Annotated in this window: 22 protein-coding genes; all 22 read left to right on the top strand. The window is 31.2% G+C overall.

Features of this window, described 5'->3' with window-relative positions:
- Nucleotides 1-77: 77 nt before the first annotated feature.
- The 22 genes from K324_RS0104885 to K324_RS0104785 all read left to right on the top strand — a co-directional run bounded on the left by K324_RS0104885 (nucleotide 78) and on the right by K324_RS0104785 (nucleotide 22,406).
- On the top strand, nucleotides 78-1,346 hold the full coding sequence (locus K324_RS0104885) for a prolyl oligopeptidase family serine peptidase (RefSeq protein WP_232056091.1): 1,269 nt from the start codon (nucleotides 78-80) through the stop codon (nucleotides 1,344-1,346).
- 216 nt (nucleotides 1,347-1,562) lie between these two features.
- Nucleotides 1,563-2,975 (top strand): glycoside hydrolase family 1 protein, encoded by a 1,413-nt coding sequence (locus K324_RS0104880; RefSeq protein WP_026748170.1) that lies wholly within the window; start codon nucleotides 1,563-1,565, stop codon nucleotides 2,973-2,975.
- A 113-nt stretch (nucleotides 2,976-3,088) separates the two neighbouring features.
- Nucleotides 3,089-4,402, top strand: a complete 1,314-nt coding sequence (locus K324_RS0104875; RefSeq protein ID WP_036095159.1) for a PTS sugar transporter subunit IIC — start codon at nucleotides 3,089-3,091, stop codon at nucleotides 4,400-4,402.
- Between the two features lie 131 nt (nucleotides 4,403-4,533).
- Nucleotides 4,534-4,698 (top strand): GntR family transcriptional regulator, encoded by a 165-nt coding sequence (locus K324_RS16210; protein ID WP_021747195.1) that lies wholly within the window; start codon nucleotides 4,534-4,536, stop codon nucleotides 4,696-4,698.
- Complete coding sequence (locus K324_RS14285; RefSeq protein WP_197738422.1) at nucleotides 4,671-5,243, top strand: GntR family transcriptional regulator; 573 nt, start codon at nucleotides 4,671-4,673, stop codon at nucleotides 5,241-5,243. Before K324_RS16210 ends, K324_RS14285 begins: the two co-directional genes overlap by 28 nt.
- Before the next feature lie 256 nt (nucleotides 5,244-5,499).
- Nucleotides 5,500-6,894, top strand: coding sequence for a UDP-N-acetylmuramoyl-tripeptide--D-alanyl-D-alanine ligase (locus K324_RS0104865; protein ID WP_026748168.1), 1,395 nt, complete (start codon nucleotides 5,500-5,502; stop codon nucleotides 6,892-6,894).
- Nucleotides 6,895-6,985: 91 nt separating this feature from the next.
- Nucleotides 6,986-8,074: a phospho-N-acetylmuramoyl-pentapeptide-transferase gene (mraY, locus tag K324_RS0104860; RefSeq protein WP_026748167.1), complete on the top strand. Its 1,089-nt coding sequence runs from the start codon at nucleotides 6,986-6,988 to the stop codon at nucleotides 8,072-8,074.
- A 360-nt stretch (nucleotides 8,075-8,434) separates the two neighbouring features.
- Nucleotides 8,435-9,814 (top strand): UDP-N-acetylmuramoyl-L-alanine--D-glutamate ligase, encoded by a 1,380-nt coding sequence (gene murD, locus K324_RS0104855; RefSeq protein WP_026748166.1) that lies wholly within the window; start codon nucleotides 8,435-8,437, stop codon nucleotides 9,812-9,814.
- A gap of 38 nt (nucleotides 9,815-9,852) precedes the next feature.
- Nucleotides 9,853-10,989, top strand: coding sequence for an FtsW/RodA/SpoVE family cell cycle protein (locus K324_RS0104850; RefSeq protein ID WP_026748165.1), 1,137 nt, complete (start codon nucleotides 9,853-9,855; stop codon nucleotides 10,987-10,989).
- Nucleotides 10,990-11,038: 49 nt separating this feature from the next.
- Complete coding sequence (gene murG, locus K324_RS0104845; RefSeq protein ID WP_026748164.1) at nucleotides 11,039-12,088, top strand: undecaprenyldiphospho-muramoylpentapeptide beta-N-acetylglucosaminyltransferase; 1,050 nt, start codon at nucleotides 11,039-11,041, stop codon at nucleotides 12,086-12,088.
- Between the two features lie 40 nt (nucleotides 12,089-12,128).
- Nucleotides 12,129-13,490, top strand: coding sequence for a UDP-N-acetylmuramate--L-alanine ligase (gene murC / locus K324_RS0104840; RefSeq protein ID WP_026748163.1), 1,362 nt, complete (start codon nucleotides 12,129-12,131; stop codon nucleotides 13,488-13,490).
- Between the two features lie 76 nt (nucleotides 13,491-13,566).
- Nucleotides 13,567-14,421: a UDP-N-acetylmuramate dehydrogenase gene (murB, locus tag K324_RS0104835; RefSeq protein ID WP_026748162.1), complete on the top strand. Its 855-nt coding sequence runs from the start codon at nucleotides 13,567-13,569 to the stop codon at nucleotides 14,419-14,421.
- Nucleotides 14,422-14,563: 142 nt separating this feature from the next.
- The gene (locus K324_RS0104830; RefSeq protein ID WP_026748161.1) at nucleotides 14,564-15,235 is read left to right on the top strand and encodes a cell division protein FtsQ/DivIB; all 672 of its coding nucleotides are present in this window, start codon (nucleotides 14,564-14,566) and stop codon (nucleotides 15,233-15,235) included.
- 73 nt (nucleotides 15,236-15,308) lie between these two features.
- The gene (gene ftsZ / locus K324_RS0104825; protein WP_026748160.1) at nucleotides 15,309-16,427 is read left to right on the top strand and encodes a cell division protein FtsZ; all 1,119 of its coding nucleotides are present in this window, start codon (nucleotides 15,309-15,311) and stop codon (nucleotides 16,425-16,427) included.
- Nucleotides 16,428-16,665: 238 nt separating this feature from the next.
- Nucleotides 16,666-16,950 (top strand): 30S ribosomal protein S6, encoded by a 285-nt coding sequence (rpsF, locus tag K324_RS0104820; RefSeq protein WP_026748159.1) that lies wholly within the window; start codon nucleotides 16,666-16,668, stop codon nucleotides 16,948-16,950.
- A gap of 104 nt (nucleotides 16,951-17,054) precedes the next feature.
- Nucleotides 17,055-17,480: a single-stranded DNA-binding protein gene (locus K324_RS0104815; RefSeq protein ID WP_026748158.1), complete on the top strand. Its 426-nt coding sequence runs from the start codon at nucleotides 17,055-17,057 to the stop codon at nucleotides 17,478-17,480.
- A 67-nt stretch (nucleotides 17,481-17,547) separates the two neighbouring features.
- The gene (gene rpsR, locus K324_RS0104810) at nucleotides 17,548-17,787 is read left to right on the top strand and encodes a 30S ribosomal protein S18 (protein ID WP_006806119.1); all 240 of its coding nucleotides are present in this window, start codon (nucleotides 17,548-17,550) and stop codon (nucleotides 17,785-17,787) included.
- A gap of 228 nt (nucleotides 17,788-18,015) precedes the next feature.
- Nucleotides 18,016-18,666, top strand: a complete 651-nt coding sequence (locus K324_RS0104805) for a hypothetical protein (protein ID WP_026748157.1) — start codon at nucleotides 18,016-18,018, stop codon at nucleotides 18,664-18,666.
- A gap of 41 nt (nucleotides 18,667-18,707) precedes the next feature.
- Nucleotides 18,708-19,286: a DUF937 domain-containing protein gene (locus tag K324_RS0104800; protein WP_026748156.1), complete on the top strand. Its 579-nt coding sequence runs from the start codon at nucleotides 18,708-18,710 to the stop codon at nucleotides 19,284-19,286.
- A 121-nt stretch (nucleotides 19,287-19,407) separates the two neighbouring features.
- Nucleotides 19,408-19,767, top strand: a complete 360-nt coding sequence (crcB, locus tag K324_RS0104795; protein WP_026748155.1) for a fluoride efflux transporter CrcB — start codon at nucleotides 19,408-19,410, stop codon at nucleotides 19,765-19,767.
- A gap of 79 nt (nucleotides 19,768-19,846) precedes the next feature.
- Entirely contained in the window at nucleotides 19,847-21,259 is a 1,413-nt protein-coding gene (locus tag K324_RS0104790) for an MFS transporter (protein WP_026748154.1), read from the top strand.
- Nucleotides 21,260-21,440: 181 nt separating this feature from the next.
- Nucleotides 21,441-22,406, top strand: coding sequence for a hypothetical protein (locus K324_RS0104785; RefSeq protein WP_026748153.1), 966 nt, complete (start codon nucleotides 21,441-21,443; stop codon nucleotides 22,404-22,406).
- The last annotated feature ends 116 nt before the right edge of the window (nucleotides 22,407-22,522 follow it).

The raw sequence follows: 22,522 nt of genomic DNA, 5'->3' as shown, positions 1-22,522 counted from the left end.
CTTTTAAATTTTTACTTTATTTAATAATTTTATCAATTAAATTTGAAATAAAAAATATTGTAGAGGAAGTGATGGCTATGAGAACGAAGGTATTGGTGTTTGTAGGTTTGTTTTTTGTAAGTATGTTAGGAATTGCATCAGAATTAGTTTTTAAAGGTGGATATGATTTTAATACATATTTATCATTAAAGGCAAAAGTATTTGATTATGGGCAGAATATAGTTTCGATTGAAATTGATACAAAAGGGCAAGGGAAAAATATTCAAAATAAGCAAATTGACAAAGATACATTTAAAGTTTTTGCTAAAGGAACTTTGCCAAAAGACGCTGGAATTGTGCTAGACGATAAGACTAAATCATCGGGGACATTTGAAGTTGAGAGGGAAATTGAGAATATTTTTGTAAATGATAAGGGTAATATTGTTATTAATTTGAAATATGGGAAAGATGTGGCTGGAGCAAATACTTTGAGTTATGTTACTGGAGATGTTTCTCGAAATGTATTGATGGACTTGGAGTATAGAGTGGAGCAAAAAAAGGAGATAAAGGGTTATAAAACAGGAATTTATAGACAAGGGAAAATTGTTGATGAGGAAGCTGATAAGTTTGTAGCGGCGAAGTCTAAAAGTGGAGTAAATTATCAATATTTTAAACCTGTTAATAAAGATGATGGGAAGAAACATCCGCTTATAATCTGGTTTCATGGGAATGGTGAAGGCGGATACAAGAATTATCGGAATAATGTTTCACAAAAATTGGCAAATCGTGGGGCAGTGGCTTTTGCAGAAGATAAAACACAAAAGATATTTGGCGGGGCTTATGTTGTGGCACCGCAAGCTGATGACACTTGGTACAATAATTATACCAAAGGGTATATAAAATCAGTAAAGGCTATGATTGATGAGTTTGTTTTTGAAAATAATGTTGATAAAAATAGAATTTATGTTTTTGGAGCTTCTGCTGGTGGATATATGTCATTTAGAATGATGATTGAATATCCAGATTATTTTGCGGCATTTAGTACAAGTGCGGCTGCTCTTGATAAAGCGGCTACTTCTGGCGGAGTTGCAACTACTACACAGGATTTGATGAAAATAAGAAATAAACCGCTTTGGATGGTTCATGCTAAAAATGATCCGACTATTTCCTACGAAAATACAAGTAAAAGAGTTTACGATGTTCTTTCAAAATATGGAGCAATACTTTCCTCTTATCCAAATGTAAAAATTGGTGAAACTGAGTACAATGGACACTGGAGCTGGATTTATAGTCTTAGAAATATGCCTGTGAATAATAAAGGGGAACATTTGTTTGAGTGGATGGCAAAGCAACGTTTGAAAAAATAAAAATTTTAGTTTACTAGAGATGTTAAAATGAAATTGGAAAAGACTTGCTTGAAATAGTAAATTCTGAGTTTAGTCTTTTTTTGTTTTATTTTTTTAATTCAAAAGACATATCTTTTAAAAACAAAGATTTGACTTTTATTAAAAATGAAAATATAATAATATTGAAAATAAGGAAAAGATATAGATATAGATAATTAGATAGATGGAGGGATAGTAATGGCAAAATTGAAATTTCCAGATAATTTCTGGTGGGGATCGGCTACTTCGGGGCCACAGAGTGAGGGGAGATTTAATAAGAAGAGCAGAAATATATTTGACTACTGGTTTGATACAGATAAGAAGGTGTTTTTTGATGGTGTAGGGCCTGATGTGGCTTCAAATTTTTATAACAGTTTTAGGGAAGATATAAAATTATATAAGGAAATAGGGCTTAATTCATTAAGAACGTCGATTCAATGGACACGGCTCATAAAGGATTTTGAAACTGGGGAAGTTGATGAGGATGGAGTGAGATTTTATAAAGAGGTTATAGAGGAATTTGAGAAAAATGGGATTACTCTTGTACTGAACTTGTTCCATTTTGATATGCCAATAGAATTGCAGGAAAAATATGGCGGCTGGGAATCAAAGCATGTAGTTGAATTGTTTGTAAAATATGCCAGAAAAGCATTTGAACTGTTTGGGGACAAGGTAAAATACTGGACAACATTTAATGAGCCTATAGTGCCTGTGGAGGCACAATATATGTATCAATTCCATTATCCGCTGATTGTGGATGGAAAAAAAGCTATGCAGGTTTTGTATAATACGGCACTTGCTTCGGCAAAGGTAATTGGGGAATTTAGGAAAATAGAATCGTTGAAAAAAGATGGGAAAATAGGAGTAATTTTGAATTTGACGCCATCGTATCCAAGGAGTGAAAATGAAGAGGACGTAAAGGCTGCGAAAATATCAGATGCTTTTTTTAATAATTCATTTCTGGATCCTGCGATTTATGGTAAATTTCCTGAATTGCTGACAGATATATTGGAAAAGGATGGAGTTTTGTGGGAAAGTACAGAAGAGGAACTAAAAATTATTTCAGAAAATACAGTTGACTTTCTGGGAGTGAATTATTATCAGCCTAGAAGAATAAAGGCAAGAGAAACAGAGTTTGATATTTCTAAAAATGGCTGGCTGCCTGATAAATATTTTGAAAATTATGATATGCCAGGGAAAAGAATGAATATTTACAGAGGATGGGAAATTTATCCGCAGGCGATTTATGATATTGCTAAAAATATTCAGGATAACTATAAAAATATAAAATGGTTTATTTCAGAAAATGGAATGGGTGTCGAAGATGAAGAAAAATTTAAGAATGAACAGGGGATAATTGAAGATAACTATAGAATAGATTTTTTTAGGGAACATCTGACATATCTTCATAGAGCAATAGAAGAAGGATCAAACTGCTTTGGCTACCACACTTGGACACCAATAGACTGCTGGTCCTGGACAAATGCCTACAAGAATAGATACGGATTTATCTCGGTCGATTTGCCAACACAAATAAAGACAGTAAAAAAATCAGGATACTGGATAAAGAAAGTTTCTGAAACTAACGAAATTGATGGCTGGGATATTTAAATTTAAGTAAAATATCTATAACTTCTGAGTTTTAGCTTTAAAGTGTTTTTACTATAAATTTATAAAATTTTGAAAAATAATAAAAAATAGAAATTATATTTGAGGTGAAAAAAATGGAAAGAACTTTTAAGGAAAAATTATCTGAAAAATTAATGAGCTTTGCGGGAATTATTGGGAAAAATATTTATTTGCTTAGTTTAAGGGATGCTTTTATGCTTTCATTTCCGCTTACAATGTTTGGTTCAATTTTGCTTGTTGTAACAAACTTTCCCGGGTTTAGCGAAAAGGCTAGGGAAGGGCTTGGAGCCCTGATGGGACATTCGATAGAAAGCTCAATGTTGCTTATGTCGATATTTGTAAGCATAGGGATTGGTTATTATTTGTACTTGTATAAAAATCCGAAGAGAATGCAGGATGCAATATATTCTGGGGCTGTGGCACTTGTAGCATTTTTTATAGTAACACCTTTTTCAGTAAAACTTGAAAATGGGGAACTGATGACAGGAGTTATTCCAACTTCGTTAGTTGGAGCTCAAGGGCTGTTTGTTGCAATTTTTGTATCAATTATATCGACAACTATTTATGGGTTTTTGTTAAATAAGAATTTGACTATAAAAATGCCTAAAGATGTTCCACCTGCGATTTCAAAATCATTTTCAGCGATTATTCCAGGATTTTTGACTTTAAGTGTATTTATGATAATAAACATTCTCTTTAAACATACTAAATTTGAATCAATACATACTTTTGTGTATGAATTTTTACAAAAACCGCTTGTTGGTTTGGGAACATCTTTCTTTGCCACAATAATAGCCGCAACATTGGTACAGTTCTTCTGGTTCTTTGGAGTACACGGACATCTTGTGGTAAATCCGATAATGGATACAATCTGGAATGTGGCTTCACTAGAAAATTTGAATGCGTATAATGCAGGACAGCCATTACCTCATATTGTAACAAAGCAGTTTATAGAGATGTTTTCGGTAAGTATTGGTTCGATGGGGGCATTGTCAGCATTAACAGCGGTTTTTATTGTAAGCAGAATAAAACAGCAAAGGGAAGTGGCAAAATTAGGATTTATACCAGGAATATTCAATATATCCGAACCTACATTATTTGGACTTCCTGTAATATTGAATCCTATACTTGCAATACCGTGGATACTGGGATCACCAATAACAATCTCAATTGCCTATTTTGCAACAAAAATTGGATTAATGCCTAGAACAACAGGAGTGGCGGTACCATGGACTATGCCTCTTGGAATAAGTGGAACGCTTGCAACAAATTCTATTATGGGAGGGGTAATACAAATAGTAGGTTTCGTTGTAATGGTGCTTTTATGGATACCGTTTATACTGTATTCCCAAAAGCAGTATGAAGAGGAAAAAAGAAAAAAAGAAAATGAAGCGAAAGAGAAAGAATAGTTATTAAAAATTATGGGCTATGTTATTTGAACAAATATAGTCCATTTTTTCTCCGTTCCACTTTTTTACAATATTGACTTTAAAGGATAAATATTTTATAATGAAAAAAATTATTTAAGGAGATGGAAATAGTGTTAAAATATAGAGAAATTGCTCAGGAATTAAGAAATAAAATAATAAATGGAGATTATATTCCAAATGAAAAGCTTCCAAATGAAAAGGAAATGTGTGAAAAATACAAGGCAAGCAGGATTACCGTAAAAAAGCCATGGATTTACTGGTTTCAGAAGGGCTGATCATCAAAAGGAGAGGTTCTGGAACATTTGTAAAGGATATGAGGGATGACGATGCAATAGAAATCGCCATGAAAAAGCAGTTTATGGGATTTAAGGCAACTCATGGAAATAAAAAGGTTGCATCCGCCATTATAAAGTTCAAAGTTATCCCGGCTTCAGCCGAAATAGCTGAAAAATTAAAAATAGAAAGAAATGATTTTGTCTATTATATTGAAAGAGTGCGTTACTTAAACGACGAACCTTGCGTTATCGAATACACCTATATGCCAATATCTACAATCAAAGGGTTAAAAGAGGATGTATTAAAGGATTCTATTTATGAATATATAGAAAATACATTGAATTTAAGCATACAAAGTGCACATAGGGTAATAAAGGCGGATTTGCCAACGGATTTGGAAAAAAAATATTTAAAAATCAAAGAGCTGATTCCTGTTCTGGAAGTTGAACAAGTTGCTTTTTTATCAAATGGACAAATTTTTGAATATTCAAAATCACGGCATAGAGGGGATAGAACAGAGATAAAAATGATAGAAGTGAGATAATTATAAAAATTAAATTACGTATAATAAAAAGTTTTAAAATTAAGTTCAAAAATTGTGGACATATTGTTCAAACTTTAGGTTTATATAATTTTTACCAATTCATTTTTAAACAGGTTTGGGTATAAGATAAATTCTTTTAGAAAAATTTGAAAAAAAAATAAAAATATATTGAAAAAATGCTCTTCAAATGATATAATTTTATAATATGGATAATTGTGAAAAAGTATTAAATTAGATAAGAATTTGGAGAAATTTTATGAATAAAAGTGAAGTGTTTCAAAGTTTCTTTAACAAAGGGAAAATATCAGATTTTGAGATAAATAAAGTTTCTATTAATTCAAAGGAACTTGATGAAAATGATGTTTTTGTTGCCATCAGAGGCGGGAACAATTTTGTTAATGAAGCATTGGAAAAAGGGGCTTTGGCTGTTTATGACAGTGAAGCTGTGGAAATTGATGAAAAGTATGCTGATCGTGCATTTTTTGTAAAGGACAGTGTTGTGTTTCTGCAAAATTTTGCCAGAGAATGGCGAAAGAATTTAGATATAAAAGTAATAGGAATTACGGGGAGCAACGGGAAAACGACTGTAAAGGACATGATTTACCACCTGCTTTCACAAAAATATAAAGGAAAAAAGACTGAAGGGAATTACAATAATCATATTGGACTGCCCTTCACTTTGTTGCGTGCTGAAAAAGATGATGAGTTTATCATTCTGGAAATGGGGATGAGCGGCTTTGGGGAAATTGATCTGCTGGGACAGATTGCATTGCCTGATATTAATGTTATTACCAACATTGGTGAATCACATCTGGAATTTCTGAAAACGAAGGAAAATGTATTTTTGGCAAAAACGGAAATTATCCCGTATATTAAAAATACGCTCGTAATCAATGGCGATGATGAATATTTAAAAAATGTGAAAGCTGAAAATATTGAAGTTGTAAGGGCTTTGAATTTGGGAAATAATGAGTTTAGGGATAAAACGTCTGATTTTTATTATGGAGACGTTCATTTTAACGAAAGCGGGACTGATTTTTTTCTGAAATATTTTGGAAAAACTTGTCAAAGCACAGTTGAGAGAAATTATAAAACGAATGTTCTGGGAGAACACAATGTATTAAACTTAGTTATGGCAATTGCTGTGGCTAAACAATTCGGAATGGAAGATAAAATAATAGGTGAAGCTGTGAAAAATATTGGCTTGACTGGAATGCGATTTCAAATAATTGAAAACGGCGACACAACATATATTAACGATGCCTATAATGCAAGTCCAATGTCTATGGAGAAATCACTTGAAACATTTTCCCAGATATATAACGATAGACAAAAAGTCGTTGTTCTGGGGGATATGTTGGAACTGGGGGAAAATGAGCTGGAACTTCATAGCAATCTTTTTAATACAATAAAAAATACAAAATTTGACAAACTTTATTTGTTCGGAGAAAGGATGAAAAGTCTATTTGAAAAAATAAAGGAAAATGTGGACAATGGGAATTTAAAAAATGAGAACCTGAAAAACAGGGAATTTGGACATTTTGATGAAAAGGAAGAAATAAAGGAAAAAATAGGACAGATTTCTGGAGAAAAGGTAGTGCTGTTAAAAGCATCACGGGGAATGAGATTAGAAGAAATCATAGAAAAATAAATATTTTAAACAAAGAAAGGAGAAGAGTTTTTTTATTGTTATATAATTTGTTTGAGTATGGATTATGAGTAAAAAAATTCTATAATAAAGAATGTTATATTTACTGCAAGAGTTATTTATAAATAACTGGAGAGTTTTACGTATTTTTAAATCAATAATGCTAAGAGCGTCTGTGGCGTTTATGATTGCGTTTTTGTTTATGTTAATTTTAGGGAAACCGTTCATTGCCTGGCTTAAAAAGAAAAAATATGGAGATACGGCAAGGGAGGAAGGGCCTAAATCGCATTTTGACAAGTCGGGAACACCTACAATGGGAGGGCTTCTAATAATTGGAGCAATTTTATTTGCAACAGCAGTTGCTGGCAACTTTACAAATAAATTTATTGTATTTCTGTTTGTAATTACAATTTTATTTACAACAATTGGATTTTATGATGATTACCTGAAATTAACAAGACATAAAAGTGGACTTTCTGGAAAGAAAAAAATATTGGGACAACTTATAATCACAGCATTAACATTTGGCTTTGTGTATAAATTTGGACTTGTTAATAAGACAATTGATTTTTCGATAATAAATCCGTTAATAAAAAATTCGTATATATACATAACACCAGTCCTGTTTTTTATTTTTGTGTCATTTGTAATAATCGGCTCTTCAAATGCGGTAAATTTGACGGATGGACTGGACGGACTTGTGAGTGGGCCAATAATTGTGGTAAGTATTACGCTTCTTATAATAACATATTTGACAGGACACCATAATTATGCAAAATATTTAAATCTGTATCATATTCCAGAAGTATCAGAAATAACAGTTTATCTAGCTTCGGTAATAGGTGCGTTAATTGGTTTTTTATGGTACAATTTTTATCCGGCGCAAGTATTTATGGGAGATACTGGCTCTCTGACACTGGGAGGAATTTTAGGAATTATCGTTATTTTCATAAAACAGGAATTATTATTGCCAATTGCTGGATTTATATTTATTATGGAGGCCTTGTCAGTTATGATTCAAGTCTGGCATTTTAAAACTTTTGGAAAACGGGTATTCAAGATGGCCCCAATTCACCATCACTTTGAACTACTAGGACTTCCTGAAACAAAAGTTACAATAAGATTCTGGATTGTTTCAATAATGACATGTCTATTAACATTTGTAATTTTGAAATTAAGATAAATAATAAAGCAGGGGATTTTTCCCCTGCAAACTAATTAAAATTATGTTTTTATTTATTATTTCATAAAAAATGAAATTGTAAATAAGAATATAATAAATTTATTTTTTAAGTATTCAACTAAGCTATTTTTTATTTTCAAAAAATCACGACACTTTTAATTTTAATTACAAAAGTTATTTTAATATTACTAAGCAAAATTGTAAGGGCATGGCGTCTGATACCCTTACGTTAAAAAAATTAAAATATATAATAAAAAATAGTTATTAATAAACATCTTTAAAATAGAAAAACTACTTAGTTAAATACTTAGGATTAATTAACATTTATAAAATTGTATAAAAAAGAGAGGAAAAAATCACATGGATAAAAAGGGAATTGTATTTGGTGCTGGGTTAAGTGGACTTGGTGCGAAGGAACTGCTGGAAAAAAATGGATATGAAGTATATTTGATAGATGATAAGGTTGCAATGTCGTCAGAAGAGGGAGTTAGGATTTTGAATGAAGAAAAAATTGAATTTGTTGTGAAAAGTCCAGGGATTCCTTGGAAGGCGGAGCTTTTGAAAGTTGCGAAGGAAAAGGATGTTAAGATTATTTCAGAAATTGATTTGGCTTATAAATATGTGGATAAAAATATAAAGATTATTTCATTTACTGGGACAAACGGGAAAACTACAACATCTACTAAAATGGCTGAATTACTTAATTTTGCTGGATTTCGTGCGAAACTTGCCGGGAATGCAGGTTTTTCATTTGCAAAACTGGTGGCTGATGAGGAAGAACTGGATTATGTTGTGCTGGAGCTTAGCAGCTACCAATTGGAAAATAATCCGCAGATTCATTCAAATATCGCCGGGATAATTAATTTGACACCTGATCATCTGACACGGTATGATACGGTGGAAGATTACTATATTACAAAGTTTGCGATTTTTAATAAGCAGACAGAAAATGATTTTGCGCTGATTAATCTGGATGATGAAGTTTTTGCGAAGTTGTATGAAAGAAATGAGATAAAAGAGAAAATAAAGGCTCAAAAGGTGTATTTGAGTACAGAGACAAAGGGAACAGTTTTTGTTTATGAAAATGATATTCGTATAATGAAGGATTTGAATAAACGAATTGACGAAGTTCAGAATTTTGGTGAAAAAATTGATGAAGTTTCAGAAATTTTGATGAAAACGGAAGAATTATCATTAAAGGGTAGACATAATTTGGAAAATATGTTATTTTTGATAAGTTCGGCGAAAATATTAAATGTGGAAAATAAAAAGCTGATTGAATTTTTGAAATCAACAAATGCGTTGGAGCATAGGCTTGAAAACTTTTTTGTAAAAGGGAATACAACGTTTATTAATGATTCTAAGGGGACAAATGTGGAATCGACATTAAAGGCTATTGATTCGTTTAATAATTCGATTATTATGATTTTAGGCGGAGATGACAAGAAAATTGATAATATGCCTCTGATTGAAAGAGTTAAGGAGAAAGTTGACTTTGTTTATCTGATTGGGGATAATGCTCAGCTTTTGATAGATGATATGGAAAAAATTGGGTATAAGAATTATAAGAATTTGGAAACGGTTGAAAATGTATTGAATTATTTGAAGGAAAATGTGGATTTTTCCCAAAATCAGACAGTGCTGTTTTCACCTGCGACATCTAGTTTTTGCCAATTTAAGAGTTTTGAACATAGGGGAAAAGTATTTAAGGAATTGACACAAAAAATTATAGGAAAATAATTTTTATTTTTTGGAAAAATGTAATTTAGGAGAAAAAAGTGAATAGTAAAAAAATATTGGGAACGAGTTTTATAATTGTAATTATAATACTTTCAGCATTGAGTCTTATAACTATAGCAAGTCTTAGTTTTCCAAAAGGACAGAAGGAATATGGAAAAAGCTATTATTTTTTAATGCGGCAGGCAATATGGCTAGTGGTAGGCTGGGGATTGTTTGCATTTACAGCTAATGTAAATTATAAAAAATATAAGGATATAGCAAAATATTTGTATGTTATAGGGGCTTTTGGACTTATATTAGTGTTGTTGGCGGGAAAAACGGTAAATGGGGCAAAACGTTGGATTGATTTGCGGGTAATATTGCTTCAGCCTTCAGAATTTGCTAAATTATTTTTAATTATTACGTTATCAACGCTTGCTTACACATTTAAGACACGAAATAAAATAAAAAAATTTCCTAAGATAACAAGTGGAATTATGATGATAAGTTCATTTATATATATGTTTCTTATTTTATTTGAAAAGGCATTTAGCAGTACGGCGCAAATTACAATAATAGCATTGACTTATTTATTCATTGCGGAAGTAAAATTTTCAATAATTTCGACTTATTCAGCAATAATTGGAATCGGAGGGTGGCTTGCGATAACAAAGGTTGGATATAGGGTAAACAGGCTTGTTGAATATAAATCTAAAGACGGCGGAGGGCAGACTGCAGAATCGCTGATTGCCATAGCGAATGGAAAAGTTAGTGGAAGATTTTATGGAAATGGGTTGCAAAAATATAATTTTTTGCCAGAAATACATACAGATTATGTTTTTTCAGGGTTTGCTGAGGAAAATGGATTTTTGGGAGTCTTGTTTTTATTGGGATTATATGCGGCCTTGTTAATTATAATAGGGATTGCATTGAGAAAAATAAAGGATTTGTATGCAAAATATCTATTAAGTGGTATTTTTATAATGTTTGCCACACAGATAATAGGAAACGTAGCGGTTGCAAGCCAGCTGATACCTTCTACAGGAATTCCTCTTCCAATGATGAGTTACGGAGGAAGTACAATGATAGTAGTTATGATGACATTAGGAATTGTTTATAATATATTGCGGGCGTTATACAGGCAGGAAATGGGAAGCAACCTTGATAAAATGCGGGAAATGGATTATATGATGTAGAAATAAAATAAATTTTGAATAATAAATAAAAACGAGAGGGAAAACGAAAATGGAAAAAGTAGTATTTACTACGGGAGGAACAGGCGGACATATTTACCCAGCCTTGTCAATCGCAAAAAAAGTTAGGGAAAAAGGTATAGATACGCTATTTATTGGAACAAAACATAGAATGGAAAAGGATATTGTTCCAAATGAAAATTTTAGATTTATAGGGCTTGATGTGCTGCCATTAAGAAGTATAAAATCAGGATTTAAGATGATAACTGCAACGGCGGGTGTAATAAAACTGTTAAAAAAGGAAAAGCCTACAAAGATTATAGCATTTGGGAATTATATAACAATACCGGTGCTAATAGCGGCTAATGTGTTACGAATACCATATTATCTGCAGGAACAGAATCATACAATGGGGCAGGCTAACAAATGGTTTTATAAAGGGGCAAAAAAGGTATTTATCGCTTTTGAAAATACACTCGAAAGTATTAAGGAAAAATATAAAAATAAGTTTGTTGTGACTGGAAATCCATTAAGGGAAGATTTTTATGAGAAAAATAAACAGGAGGAAAGACGGAAACTCGGAATAAAGGATGACGAGAGAGTTATTCTTGTAATAGGTGGAAGCCTTGGTGCCAAGAATATAAATGAAGCAATTGTGAAAAAATGGAAAACGATAATGGAAGATAAGAGAATACGATTATTCTGGGCGACAGGAAAAGATAACTATGAAGCATCGACTTACAGAATAAGAGATTTTGGAACAGCGGTAGTTGAACCATATTTTGAAAATGTTCCAGAATTGATGGCGGCTTCTGATATTGTAATCTGCCGTGCTGGAGCCTCAACAATTTCTGAACTTATCCAGCTGGAAAAACCGTCAGTATTGATTCCATACGACTTTGTTGGACAAAAGGAAAATGCAGATGTGCTGGAATATGCGAATGGTGCAAAAATATTTACAAATGAAACAGCAGAAAAAGCGATAGATGAAGCATTGTCAATAGTGCGACAGGTATCAATGCTGGAATTTATGAGTGAAAATGTAAAAACCTTGAAAAAAGGCAATTCAGCGGAAATAATAGTAAAAGAAATGGGAATTTAAATAAATAAACTAACAAGGAAAAGAAAATTTGGAGGAAATTATGCTAACAAAAGTAAATAACGTATATTTTAGCGGAATAAACGGAATTGGAATGAGTGGACTTGCAAAAATTTTGGCAGCGGACGGATTTAATGTGGCAGGTTCAGATTTAGAAAGAAAGCCTGTAACTAAAGATATGGAAGATATGGGGATAAAAGTTTATATAGGGCAAGTGGAAGAAAATGTAAAGGACAAGGGAATAGATTTATTCGTATATTCTACAGCAATAAGAGAAACAAATCCAGAATATAAATATATCGTTGATAATAATATAAAAAAAATAAAAAGAGGAGAGCTGCTTGCTGAAATAATGAACAGATTCGATGGAATCGCTGTGGCAGGAACTCACGGGAAGACTACTACAAGCTCAATGATGAGTGTGGCACTTTTGGAAAAGGAGCCATTTATAGTAGTTGGAGGAATTATTCCAGAAATAAGCAGTAACAGTCAGATTGGTAATTCAGAATATTTTATTGCCGAAGCCGATGAAAGTGACAATTCATTTTTATACATAAAACCAAAATATTCTGTTGTAACAAATGTGGAAGCTGATCACTTGGATCATCACGGAACTTTTGAAAATATAAAGAAATCATTTGAGCAGTTTATTGACAGTACAGAAAAAATTGCTATTCTTTGTAAAGATACTGTTGAAAAAGTTGGGCTTAATATAAAAAATAAAAATGTAGTCTGGTACAGTATAAAAGACGAAACAGCTGATATTTTTGCCAAAAATATAAGAGTGGAGGATGGAATAACAAGTTTTGAAGTTGTGAAAAAAGGTGAGGATTTGGGGACATTCAGCTTGAGCATTCCTGGAGATCATAATGTTGCAAATTCACTTCCGGTAATTTATTTTGCCCATGAGTTTAAATGTAATATGAAAAAAGTAAAAGAGAGAATCTTAAAATTTAAAGGTGCAAACAGAAGATACCAAGTTATTTATGACAATAATTTGAGAATAATTGATGATTACGCACATCATCCGACAGAAGTAAAAGTAACAATTAATGCGGCACACAATACTGAAAAAGGTAAAGTAACAGTAATTTTCCAGCCTCACCGATACAGCCGTACAAAATTTTTCTTTGATGATTTCGTAAATTCATTAAAAGATGCCGATGACTTGATTCTACTTCCAATATATGCAGCAAGTGAAGATAACACTTATGGTGTAACTTCAGAATCGCTTGCAGAAAAAATTGGAGGAAATGTCAGAGTGCAAACTCAGGAAGAAATAGAAGACATTATAAAAAATGATAGAAATAGTGGAAATACTTATGTATTCATGGGAGCTGGAAGTGTATCAAGGGTAGCTCATGAGATTGCAAATGATTTGAAAAAGATGGAAATTGATGGTTAGAATAAATAATATTGTAGAATAACCGATACAATAACGCTTATACAAAGATTCATAGAAAGTGAGAATGAAATAAAAAATGGAAATAATAAAAAATGCCAAGATGAAGGAATATTCAAATATGAAAGTTGGCGGAACTGCAAAAGAGCTTATTTTCATAGATGATAAAAATGAATTAAAAGAAGTTTTACAAACTAGAAATAACATTTTTCTTTTAGGAAATGGAACAAATACTCTTATTAATGATGGAAATTTAGATATAAGTTTTTTATCATTAAAAAGATTAAAAAATATAACAGTTGAAGAAAAAAAAGGCGATTATGATTTGATAAGAGTGGAAGCTGGACTGGATTTGAATGATCTAATAGATTTTATGGAAAAAAATAATTATACAGGGTTAGAGAATATTACTGGTATTCCAGGATCTGTTGGTGGGCTTGTAAATATGAATGGTGGAGCTTACGGGACAGAGATTTTTGATTGTATTGAAGAAGTGGAAGTTTGTAAAAATGATGGAGAAATTGTAAAAATTAAGACAACAGACTTGAACTTTAAATATAGAACTACCGAAATCAAGGAAAATAAATGGATTGTAATTTCTGCCCTTTTCAAATTTGGATTTGGGTTTGACAAGGCTGCTTCAGATGATAAAAGAGAACAGAGAAAAGTAAAACATCCATTAGATTTACCTAATTTAGGAAGTACATTCAAAAATCCGAAAGGGACATTTGCGGCAAGACTTATTTCTGATGCTGATTTAAAGGGATATAGAGTTGGAGATGTGGCAGTTTCACCAAAACATCCAAACTTTATAACAAATTTAGGAAATGCCACTTTTAATGATGTTATTTCCGTTATTGAACATGTAAAGGAAGTTGTCTTTGAAAAATTTGGAGTAAAGCTGGAAACAGAAATAATAATATTAAAAGGTTAATAAAAATAAAATATTGATAAATAAACTTAAATATTTAAACTCAGTTCTTGATTAAATTTATTATAAATTTAAATAAATTTATTTAATATGTTGAATAAAATCAAAAAAAAGTGTATAATAATAGAAAAAACGGAGTTTGAATATGAAAAAGTCAGTTAAGGTACTAATTTTATTATTTTTATTGGCAGGAATGATGTTTTTTGGTAAAAGATTTGTAGATACGGATTATTTTAAAATTCAGGAAGTTCTAATAGAGGGGCAATCAAAATTATTAAAACAGGATATAGCTGCTCAGCTGGAACAGATGAAAGGTAAAAATATTGTGTATCTGAACACCAGTGAAATTGAAAATCTTATAAAAACCGACGTGAGAGTAAAAAAAGTATCGGTAAAAAAACTTTTTCCAAGTAAAATAGAGGTAACTCTGGAAGAAAGGGAACCTTACGCATATGTGAAAAAGGGAGATAAAACGCTTTTAGCAGATAAAGATTTGAATATATACGGCGATATTTTAGAAGATCCTTCAAAAAATATTCCTGTAATAGATTACACAAGTGATGAAAGTTTAAATCAGATAAAAACAATACTTTCTAAAATAAAAAATAAAGATTTTTATGCTATGATTTCAGAAATACGGCAATCTGAGAAAAATTATGAAATAATACTTAATAATAATGTAAAAATTATAACAGATACTTTAGTAACGGAAAAAAAATATAATGATGCATATAAGCTATACGAAAAAATAAAAAAAGAAAGACCTGTGACTTCTATGGATTTAAGATTTATAGATATTGTTGTGAAAGGCGAATAATACTGTGTGTTAAAATAAGAGAAAGGAGAAGCTACTTTAAATAAGTTATAATAATCTAAGTAGCAAAGAAAAAATGGATAACTTTAGTAATGCAGCGAAACTGAAAGTAGTAGGAGTAGGTGGAGCAGGTGGAAATGCAATAAACGATATGATTGAAAGTAATATAACGACTGTTGATTTTATAGCAATAAACACAGATCAGCAGGATTTAGATAGATCAAAGGCACCTATAAAAGTTCTTTTAGGACGAGGAATGGGAGCTGGAGCGGATCCTGAAAAAGGGAGGATTGCGGCAAAGGAATCAGAAGAAAAAATAAAAGAAGTGCTGGAAGGGACAGATATGCTGTTTATAACTGCTGGAATGGGTGGTGGAACAGGTACAGGAGCATCTCCAATAATTGCTGAAGTTGCAAAAGCAATGGGAATTTTAACTGTAGCAATTGTTACAAAACCATTTAGTTTTGAAGGGCCATTAAAGAAAAATAATGCTGCAGTTGGAATTGATAATTTAAGAGAAAATGTAGATACATTAATTGCTATCCCAAATGATAGACTTTTTGAAATACCGGGAATGAATATTTCATTGATGAATGCCTTTAAAGAAGCAAATGGTGTTTTGAAAATGGGAATAAAAGGAATTTCTGACTTGATTACAAAACAGGGAATTGTAAACTTGGATTTTGCAGATGTAAAATCTATTATGCAAAATTCAGGAATTGCAATGTTAGGATTTGGAGAAGCAAATGGTGACGAAAAAGCTAAGAGTGCAACTGCACAGGCATTAAACAGCCCACTGCTGGAAAAATCCATCGAAGGAGCAAGAAAAATCTTGATAAACGTTACAGCAGGGCCAGATATTGGGTTACAGGAAATACAGGAAGTGGCTCAGACAATCGCAGAAAAAGCGGGGCATGACAAGGCTAACTTATTATGGGGATACATTATGGAGCCTGAATTGGAAGGAACAATAAGTGTATCATTGGTAGCAACAGATTTTCAGGAAGAATTTTTGACAGCTAATCCAGAGGCTTCAAGAACAATTAGATTTGCACCGGAAGAAGAAAAAACAGACGCAGAAAATAAAACAGAAGAAACTGATGAAGAAAATAATTATCAAAATGAAGAAGATGGTTACGAAGAAGACAAAGAAGAGGATGATAATTTTGTATTGCCGCCATTTTTTGAAGAGTAATCAAAAAACAAGCCTAATGCAAAGAAAGTTATTTTAAAACAATTTATTATAAAAATACAAACTATTTAGCGGATAATCTTAAATAGTTTTATTTTTGTTTATTCAAATTTTGAAAAAAAATAAACAGTATAAATAATTTTGAAAATGGCTTGATTTTGTTGGGTTTTTTTGTTATAATTATATAACCTGCTCTATTTGTGGAAGTAGGGCTAAAAAAGCCATAGGAAAGGAGAAAGAAATGAGAAATTATGAAATTATGTTTATTTTGTCTACACAATTGACAGATGAAGAAAAACAAGCTGGAGTTACATTTGTAGAAAATACATTGACAGCTGCCGGAGCAACTGAAGTTAAGACAGAAATCTGGGGAGATAGAAAATTAGCTTACCCAATTAAGAAAAAAGAAAACGGATACTACGTTTTAACAACATTCCAGGCAGATGGAACTAGATTTACTGAAATTGAAGCAAAATTAAACATTAACGAATCACTTTTGAAATACATGATTGTTAAAAATGACTAATTTGAAATAACTTAAATTATAAGAGGGTTAATACTTATAAATTAAATTTGAGGTTTTGTTATTTTAAATTTTAAAAATAAATATAAAAATTAGGGGGAAAAATTATGAATGTAGTAATACTGATGGGAAGAATGACAAGAGATCCTGAGTTAAAATATACTTCAGGAGGAAAAGCATTTGCAAATTTTTCATTAGCTGTGCAAAAAACAAGAGATGAAGTGGAATTTATTGACTGTACGGTATGGGAAAAAACAGCTGAAACAATTGCTGAATATTTTAGAAAAGGTAACAGGATTCTTGTACAGGGACGTTTAAGCGTAAGCAGTTACGAACAGAACGGTGAAAAAAGAAGAATGACAAGAGTTGTTGTAAACAGCTTTGAATTTGTTGAAAGTGCAGGAAATTCTGGGAATAGTGGTGGATACCAACAAAACCAATCTTTTAACAATAATAACAGTAAACCAGTACAAAATGACACTTTTGACAATGATAATGATGATATGGATGATGATGAAGAGTTTCCATTTTAATAATAGCTAAGTAAATTTTATAATAAAAAATGAAATTTGCTATAAAAGTTTTAGGAGGTGCAAATTAATGAGAGCTAAACCAGTTACAGAATTTAAAAGAAGAAAAAGACGTCCAAAAGTTAAATTTAAAGTAGAAGACATTAATTATAAAAACGTTGAATTGTTAAAAAACTTTATGAATGATAAAGGAAAAATCTCTCCAGCTAGAGTAACAGGATTAGAAGCTAAAGTTCAAAGAAAAATTGCTAAAGCAATCAAAAGAGCTAGACAAATCGCTTTAATGCCTTACACAAAAATTGAAAAATAAGAAGTTTTTGTTTTTATAAATTTTTAAGACTATTTAAAATGAGTATAACTTATTTTTAGATAGTCTTTTTTTTTGAAAAAATATGGAAAAATTAAGAATAATATTGTATAATGTATAAAATTGCTTCAAAATTGTATTGCTACAAATAAAGAATTGATTACTGTAATAAATTTTAGGCTGATTCGGTTTTGGAGAAGTTTAAGTATATAAAATTAGGTGGTAGTAAAAATGTTGAATAAAAGTAGAGTTGTATTTTTGCTTTTTTTATTTATTTTTATGACTAACTGTGGTAAAAAGGAGAGTCAGGAGAAAAAGAAAAATTCAGAAAATATACAGAATAAAGCTGCAAAGGAGAATATTTTTTCAAATAATTCAATTGAAAAAATAATTGAAACTTTCTCTAAAAAGTCTAAAGATAATAAAATAAGTATTGGAGATTTTGAAAAATTGGTGTATGAAAACAAGAACTACTATTATGCTAAAATACATTCAAAGGGAGATGCTATTTATGCACTGGATTACAGCGGAATAAGTGCTACAAGCATATTTTTAAAGGTAGGAAAGGTGGATGGGGCCAATCTTGCAATAATTGAAAATATGGTAATTAATCTGATACAAGTATCTGATGAAAACATCAAGGAAGCTGAAGCAAGAGCAATTTATACCAAGATTTTGGCAAATTTGGGAGATAAGGAACTGTCAAGTCTGTTGACATATACAAATGGAATAACTTATGGAATACAGATAGACTCTGTAACAAGTGAATTTGTATTTTATGCGAGGGAGTCAGAAACTGAAAACGCTGTAACAAGCATTCAAAACTTAAATTTTAGGAATAATGATGAAAAGAACACTAAAGTGGCAGTAAACTTTAAATAAAAACAATAATTTAAGAAATAAAAGAAAAAATAGGAGGGAAGATGAATTTAGAAGCATTATTTGGACTTTTACAGGGACAGGATCTAGGAAAATTGACAGAACAGATAGGAGGGAGCAGCACACAGGTAAAAGATGGAGTAGCGGCAGCTTTACCTGCAATATTGGCAGCAGTTAATAAAAATGCAAATAACAGTGAAAAGGCAGAAGGATTGAACAATGCGTTAAATCAGCACGACGGTTCAGTATTAAACAATCTTGGAAGTTATTTGCAAAATCCTGATTTAAAGGATGGTGCAGGAATTTTAGGACATTTGTTTGGAAACAATACACAAAATGTGGCCAATGCCGTTTCACAGTCAAGCGGACTTGATAATCAAGGAAGCATGAAAATCTTACAAACATTGGCTCCACTTGTATTAGGAGCATTGGGACAGCAAAAAAAGGAAAATAATCTGGATGTGCAAGGAATTGGAAACTTAACTTCAAACCTTGCAGCAAACTTCACAGGTGAAGGTGGAATTATGAGCACAATTACAAATATGCTCGATGCAAATAAAGATGGAAACGTAGTGGACGATGTAATGGGATTAGTTGGGAAATTTTTTGGCGGTAAAAAATAGAAAGTGTAAAAAATAAGTATGAAATTAGGCAAAGGGACTATTTTATTTTTAAAGTTATCTCATAAAAGCCTAATTTTTTTTACTTTTTATATAAATTTTTAATTATTAAGGATGGTAAATAATGAAATTTTTGATGGTTGGAATTGGTGGGGGAATTGGGGCGATTCTTCGTTATTTGATTAGTGCTGTGCCCCTGAAAGTGAGTTTTCCTGTACAGACTTTTGTTACGAATGTTTTGGGCGCAATATTGATTGGGGTTGTTGTTGAGGTGGTGGCTGGCAGGGAGATTTCGGAGAATTGGAATTTGTTTTTGAAAGTGGGAATTTGTGGTGGATTTACTACATTTTCTACGTTTTCGCTGGAAACGTATAATTTGATTGAGAAGGGAAATACTGGGATTGCATTGGGATATGCGGTTTTGAGTGTTGTGCTGTCGGTTGTGGGGGTTTTTATTGGAAGAGGGATTGTTAGAGTGGCATAAAAAGTGTAATGTAAAAAATTGGAATATTTTTATTAAATTTTGGTATGAGAAAACTTGAATATTTAGTGAAGGAGTTAATATGGATAAGGAACATTCAATAGAAAATACGAAAAAATATGCGATACTGGAGGTTATGTTCTTTAACGGGTATTCAGTTGGGATGCAGAGTTTTGTACTTTTGAGTTTGGCGATTTATTTTAATATGAGTTCTTTTTTTATATCAATTGTATCATCATTGCCAACTGCGGGATATTTACTGCAGATATTTACTAAGCGGGTAAATCTTCTGCTTGGGAGCAGAAAAAGGACGATGGTGATAGCGGCGACTGTTTCAAGGCTGGTTATTTGTGTTATGCCTTTTGCTGTTCTTTTTGATATAAGAAGGCAGGAAGTCTATTTTGCGGTAATGCTTATTTACGCTCTTGTTTCGCCTTTTTCAAATAACGTCTGGACAGCTGTGATGACGAAGATTATTGATAAAAGGGAAAGGGGAAAATATTTTGGGAAACGTAATTTGTTTTCATCGTTGTCTACTGTGGTTTACACTTTGTTTTATGGATATGTCTTATCAATGCCAGACAGGAAAAATGCAATGCTTATCTTGACAACGGCAATGTCACTTTCAGCAATAGGTTCAGCAATATTTATGTGTCTTCATTATGTGCCTGATTCAGAAAGAAATATGAAAAAAGTGAGCATAAAGACAGCATTTAAAAATAAAAATTTTGTCGTTTATCTAAAATTTGCTTCTGTGTGGCTGTTTACATGGGAATTTCTAAAGCCAATGACAGAATATTACAGGATAAAAATACTTGGTGTAAATACAATGTTTATTTCCCAAATGGGAGTTTTAACAGCGATATTGTCAAGTGTACTTTATCTAGTTTATGGGAAATTGTCTGATAAATACGGAAACAAGACAATGCTTAGAATGGGAATATTTTTTACAACATATTATGTGCTTACGTATTTTTCAATGACTCAGGATAATAAAATGTCAATGCTTTTTGCAGCCGCAGTAATTGATGCGATAGGATTTACAGCGATAACATTAAGTTTATTAAATTTGATGATGGAAGTTTCAGGAGAGCCTGCTGATGCTTATGTGGGAGCTTATGCGATGGTTTCAGGGCTTTCAGCAATATTGGCAGGATTGTTTGGTGGGATACTGGGAAAATTTATAAATAATGGGGTAATTTATATTTTCGGAGAACAATTTTACACAATAAGATTTGCCTTTGTTATAGGATTTATTTTAAGATTGTTTTCATTGCTGGAATTAACAAGGGTTTATTCATTTGAAAAAACATTTGTGTACGCTGGGGGAAGCAGCCGTATAAAAAGCATGTTTTCAAAAATAATGTTTTCAGGCTCAAGATACGTTATTCATTCTAATAAAGGAAAAAACGAGGATTCTGATGAAAAGGAGAATGATGTAAGTGGAGAAGAGAATGTCAATGGTAAATCTGATGAAAGTAGGGAAGAGTTATAATTAATTTGTAGCCAGTTATAAGAGTAAAAAGTTGCAGAAATTGAGTAGCATAGCAAGGAATCAAGACTCCTTGTCAAAGAGTGTAGAAAAATAAGGAAATTAAACATTAAAAAATATTGTGTTTATCGGGGTTTTTAGACTTTTACAAATGAGTAAAAGTTTTGTAGAATAGGAGAATTTTATGAAAAAGATTTTAGAGAAAATTGGGAAAGATGAGTTGCTAGAGTATTCACGTTTAGGAGATAGATTTTCTGTTGGGAATTATATTGGAAATAGTAGTAAATTTCATATTTTCACATCAATTAACCCTTACGGAAAGTATGAAGGATACAAATTTTTAAAAGATGAAGAATTAAAGAAATTAGGAAGAAAAAAATGGTATTTAGAATTAATGAAGGAAAATATAAAAGAGAGACTTTCCAATGAGGGAAAAACTGTTATTTTAAGAAAAGATAATTTTTTTGAACATTTATTTGAATATTTTGTAAAAAATAAAATAAGATTACAAATTTCTTATGATAGAGATTGGAATAACAATGGCTATTTAATTAAAAATTCAGATGAGTTTTTTTGGTTTCATTTTTGTGATGAAGAAGATGAAAACGAAGAAGAAATTATAAGAAAATACGGAGTAAAAATTATAAGAGCAGGAAAAAACGTTATAAAAGATATTATTGTAGAAGACGATGAAATTAAAAAAAATAAATTAATAAAAGTTTATGATTTAGAGGATGTTTTAGGTGATATTATTTTTCAAGACGATAATCATATTTTGATTAACGAGAAGGATTTATTTTTTGGCGATTATAAATTTACTATATTAAAAATGTCAGATATTGAAGAAATTAACGATAGAATGAATTTAATAGAAGTAAAAGATATAAATTTAGAAGAAATTTTTCCAAATATTGTAAAAATGAAAATAGAAGAAGTTTTGAAAAAATGCTTTGAGAATAAAATATTAGTACATTTTGAGCATGAGAAATCATATTCTGAAAAATTTGGAATAATTGAAAGATTTGATAACGAGAAAATAATTTTAAAAGAAATAGATAAAATGGCTGGAATTTTTGTTGCTAAATCTGAGATAATGATTGAAGATATTTCGTTTTTATTTGTTAGAAATTGTAAAGTTTTAGGAGTTTGAAATTTAAAAAAAGACTTTGTTTTTTATTGAATGGAGCCTTTTTTTATTTTTGTTGTATTTTATATGATTTCAAAAATTTCACAAACATTGTAAACAAATATCAAAAATGATATAAT

It is taken from the genome of Leptotrichia trevisanii DSM 22070, from assembly GCF_000482505.1.
Taxonomy (GTDB): Bacteria; Fusobacteriota; Fusobacteriia; order Fusobacteriales; family Leptotrichiaceae; genus Leptotrichia; species Leptotrichia trevisanii.
The sequence above is the reverse complement of the archived record's forward strand: the minus strand, read 5'-3'. Positions and strand labels throughout refer to the sequence as shown.

Bases quoted from the DNA above. Each gene is read 5' to 3' on its own strand.
- K324_RS0104805 (WP_026748157.1), top strand. From the start codon at position 18,016: ATGTTGAATAAAAGTAGAGTTGTATTTTTGCTTTTTTTATTTATTTTT.
- K324_RS0104875 (WP_036095159.1), top strand. From the start codon at position 3,089: ATGGAAAGAACTTTTAAGGAAAAATTATCTGAAAAATTAATGAGCTTT.
- K324_RS14285 (WP_197738422.1), top strand. From the start codon at position 4,671: ATGGATTTACTGGTTTCAGAAGGGCTGATCATCAAAAGGAGAGGTTCT.
- murG (WP_026748164.1), top strand. From the start codon at position 11,039: ATGGAAAAAGTAGTATTTACTACGGGAGGAACAGGCGGACATATTTAC.
- K324_RS0104785 (WP_026748153.1), top strand. From the start codon at position 21,441: ATGAAAAAGATTTTAGAGAAAATTGGGAAAGATGAGTTGCTAGAGTAT.
- K324_RS0104885 (WP_232056091.1), top strand. From the start codon at position 78: ATGAGAACGAAGGTATTGGTGTTTGTAGGTTTGTTTTTTGTAAGTATG.
- mraY (WP_026748167.1), top strand. From the start codon at position 6,986: ATGTTATATTTACTGCAAGAGTTATTTATAAATAACTGGAGAGTTTTA.
- K324_RS0104800 (WP_026748156.1), top strand. From the start codon at position 18,708: ATGAATTTAGAAGCATTATTTGGACTTTTACAGGGACAGGATCTAGGA.
- K324_RS0104865 (WP_026748168.1), top strand. From the start codon at position 5,500: ATGAATAAAAGTGAAGTGTTTCAAAGTTTCTTTAACAAAGGGAAAATA.
- ftsZ (WP_026748160.1), top strand. From the start codon at position 15,309: ATGGATAACTTTAGTAATGCAGCGAAACTGAAAGTAGTAGGAGTAGGT.
- rpsR (WP_006806119.1), top strand. From the start codon at position 17,548: ATGAGAGCTAAACCAGTTACAGAATTTAAAAGAAGAAAAAGACGTCCA.
- K324_RS0104790 (WP_026748154.1), top strand. From the start codon at position 19,847: ATGGATAAGGAACATTCAATAGAAAATACGAAAAAATATGCGATACTG.
- murC (WP_026748163.1), top strand. From the start codon at position 12,129: ATGCTAACAAAAGTAAATAACGTATATTTTAGCGGAATAAACGGAATT.
- K324_RS0104830 (WP_026748161.1), top strand. From the start codon at position 14,564: ATGAAAAAGTCAGTTAAGGTACTAATTTTATTATTTTTATTGGCAGGA.
- murD (WP_026748166.1), top strand. From the start codon at position 8,435: ATGGATAAAAAGGGAATTGTATTTGGTGCTGGGTTAAGTGGACTTGGT.
- K324_RS0104815 (WP_026748158.1), top strand. From the start codon at position 17,055: ATGAATGTAGTAATACTGATGGGAAGAATGACAAGAGATCCTGAGTTA.
- crcB (WP_026748155.1), top strand. From the start codon at position 19,408: ATGAAATTTTTGATGGTTGGAATTGGTGGGGGAATTGGGGCGATTCTT.
- murB (WP_026748162.1), top strand. From the start codon at position 13,567: ATGGAAATAATAAAAAATGCCAAGATGAAGGAATATTCAAATATGAAA.
- K324_RS0104880 (WP_026748170.1), top strand. From the start codon at position 1,563: ATGGCAAAATTGAAATTTCCAGATAATTTCTGGTGGGGATCGGCTACT.
- rpsF (WP_026748159.1), top strand. From the start codon at position 16,666: ATGAGAAATTATGAAATTATGTTTATTTTGTCTACACAATTGACAGAT.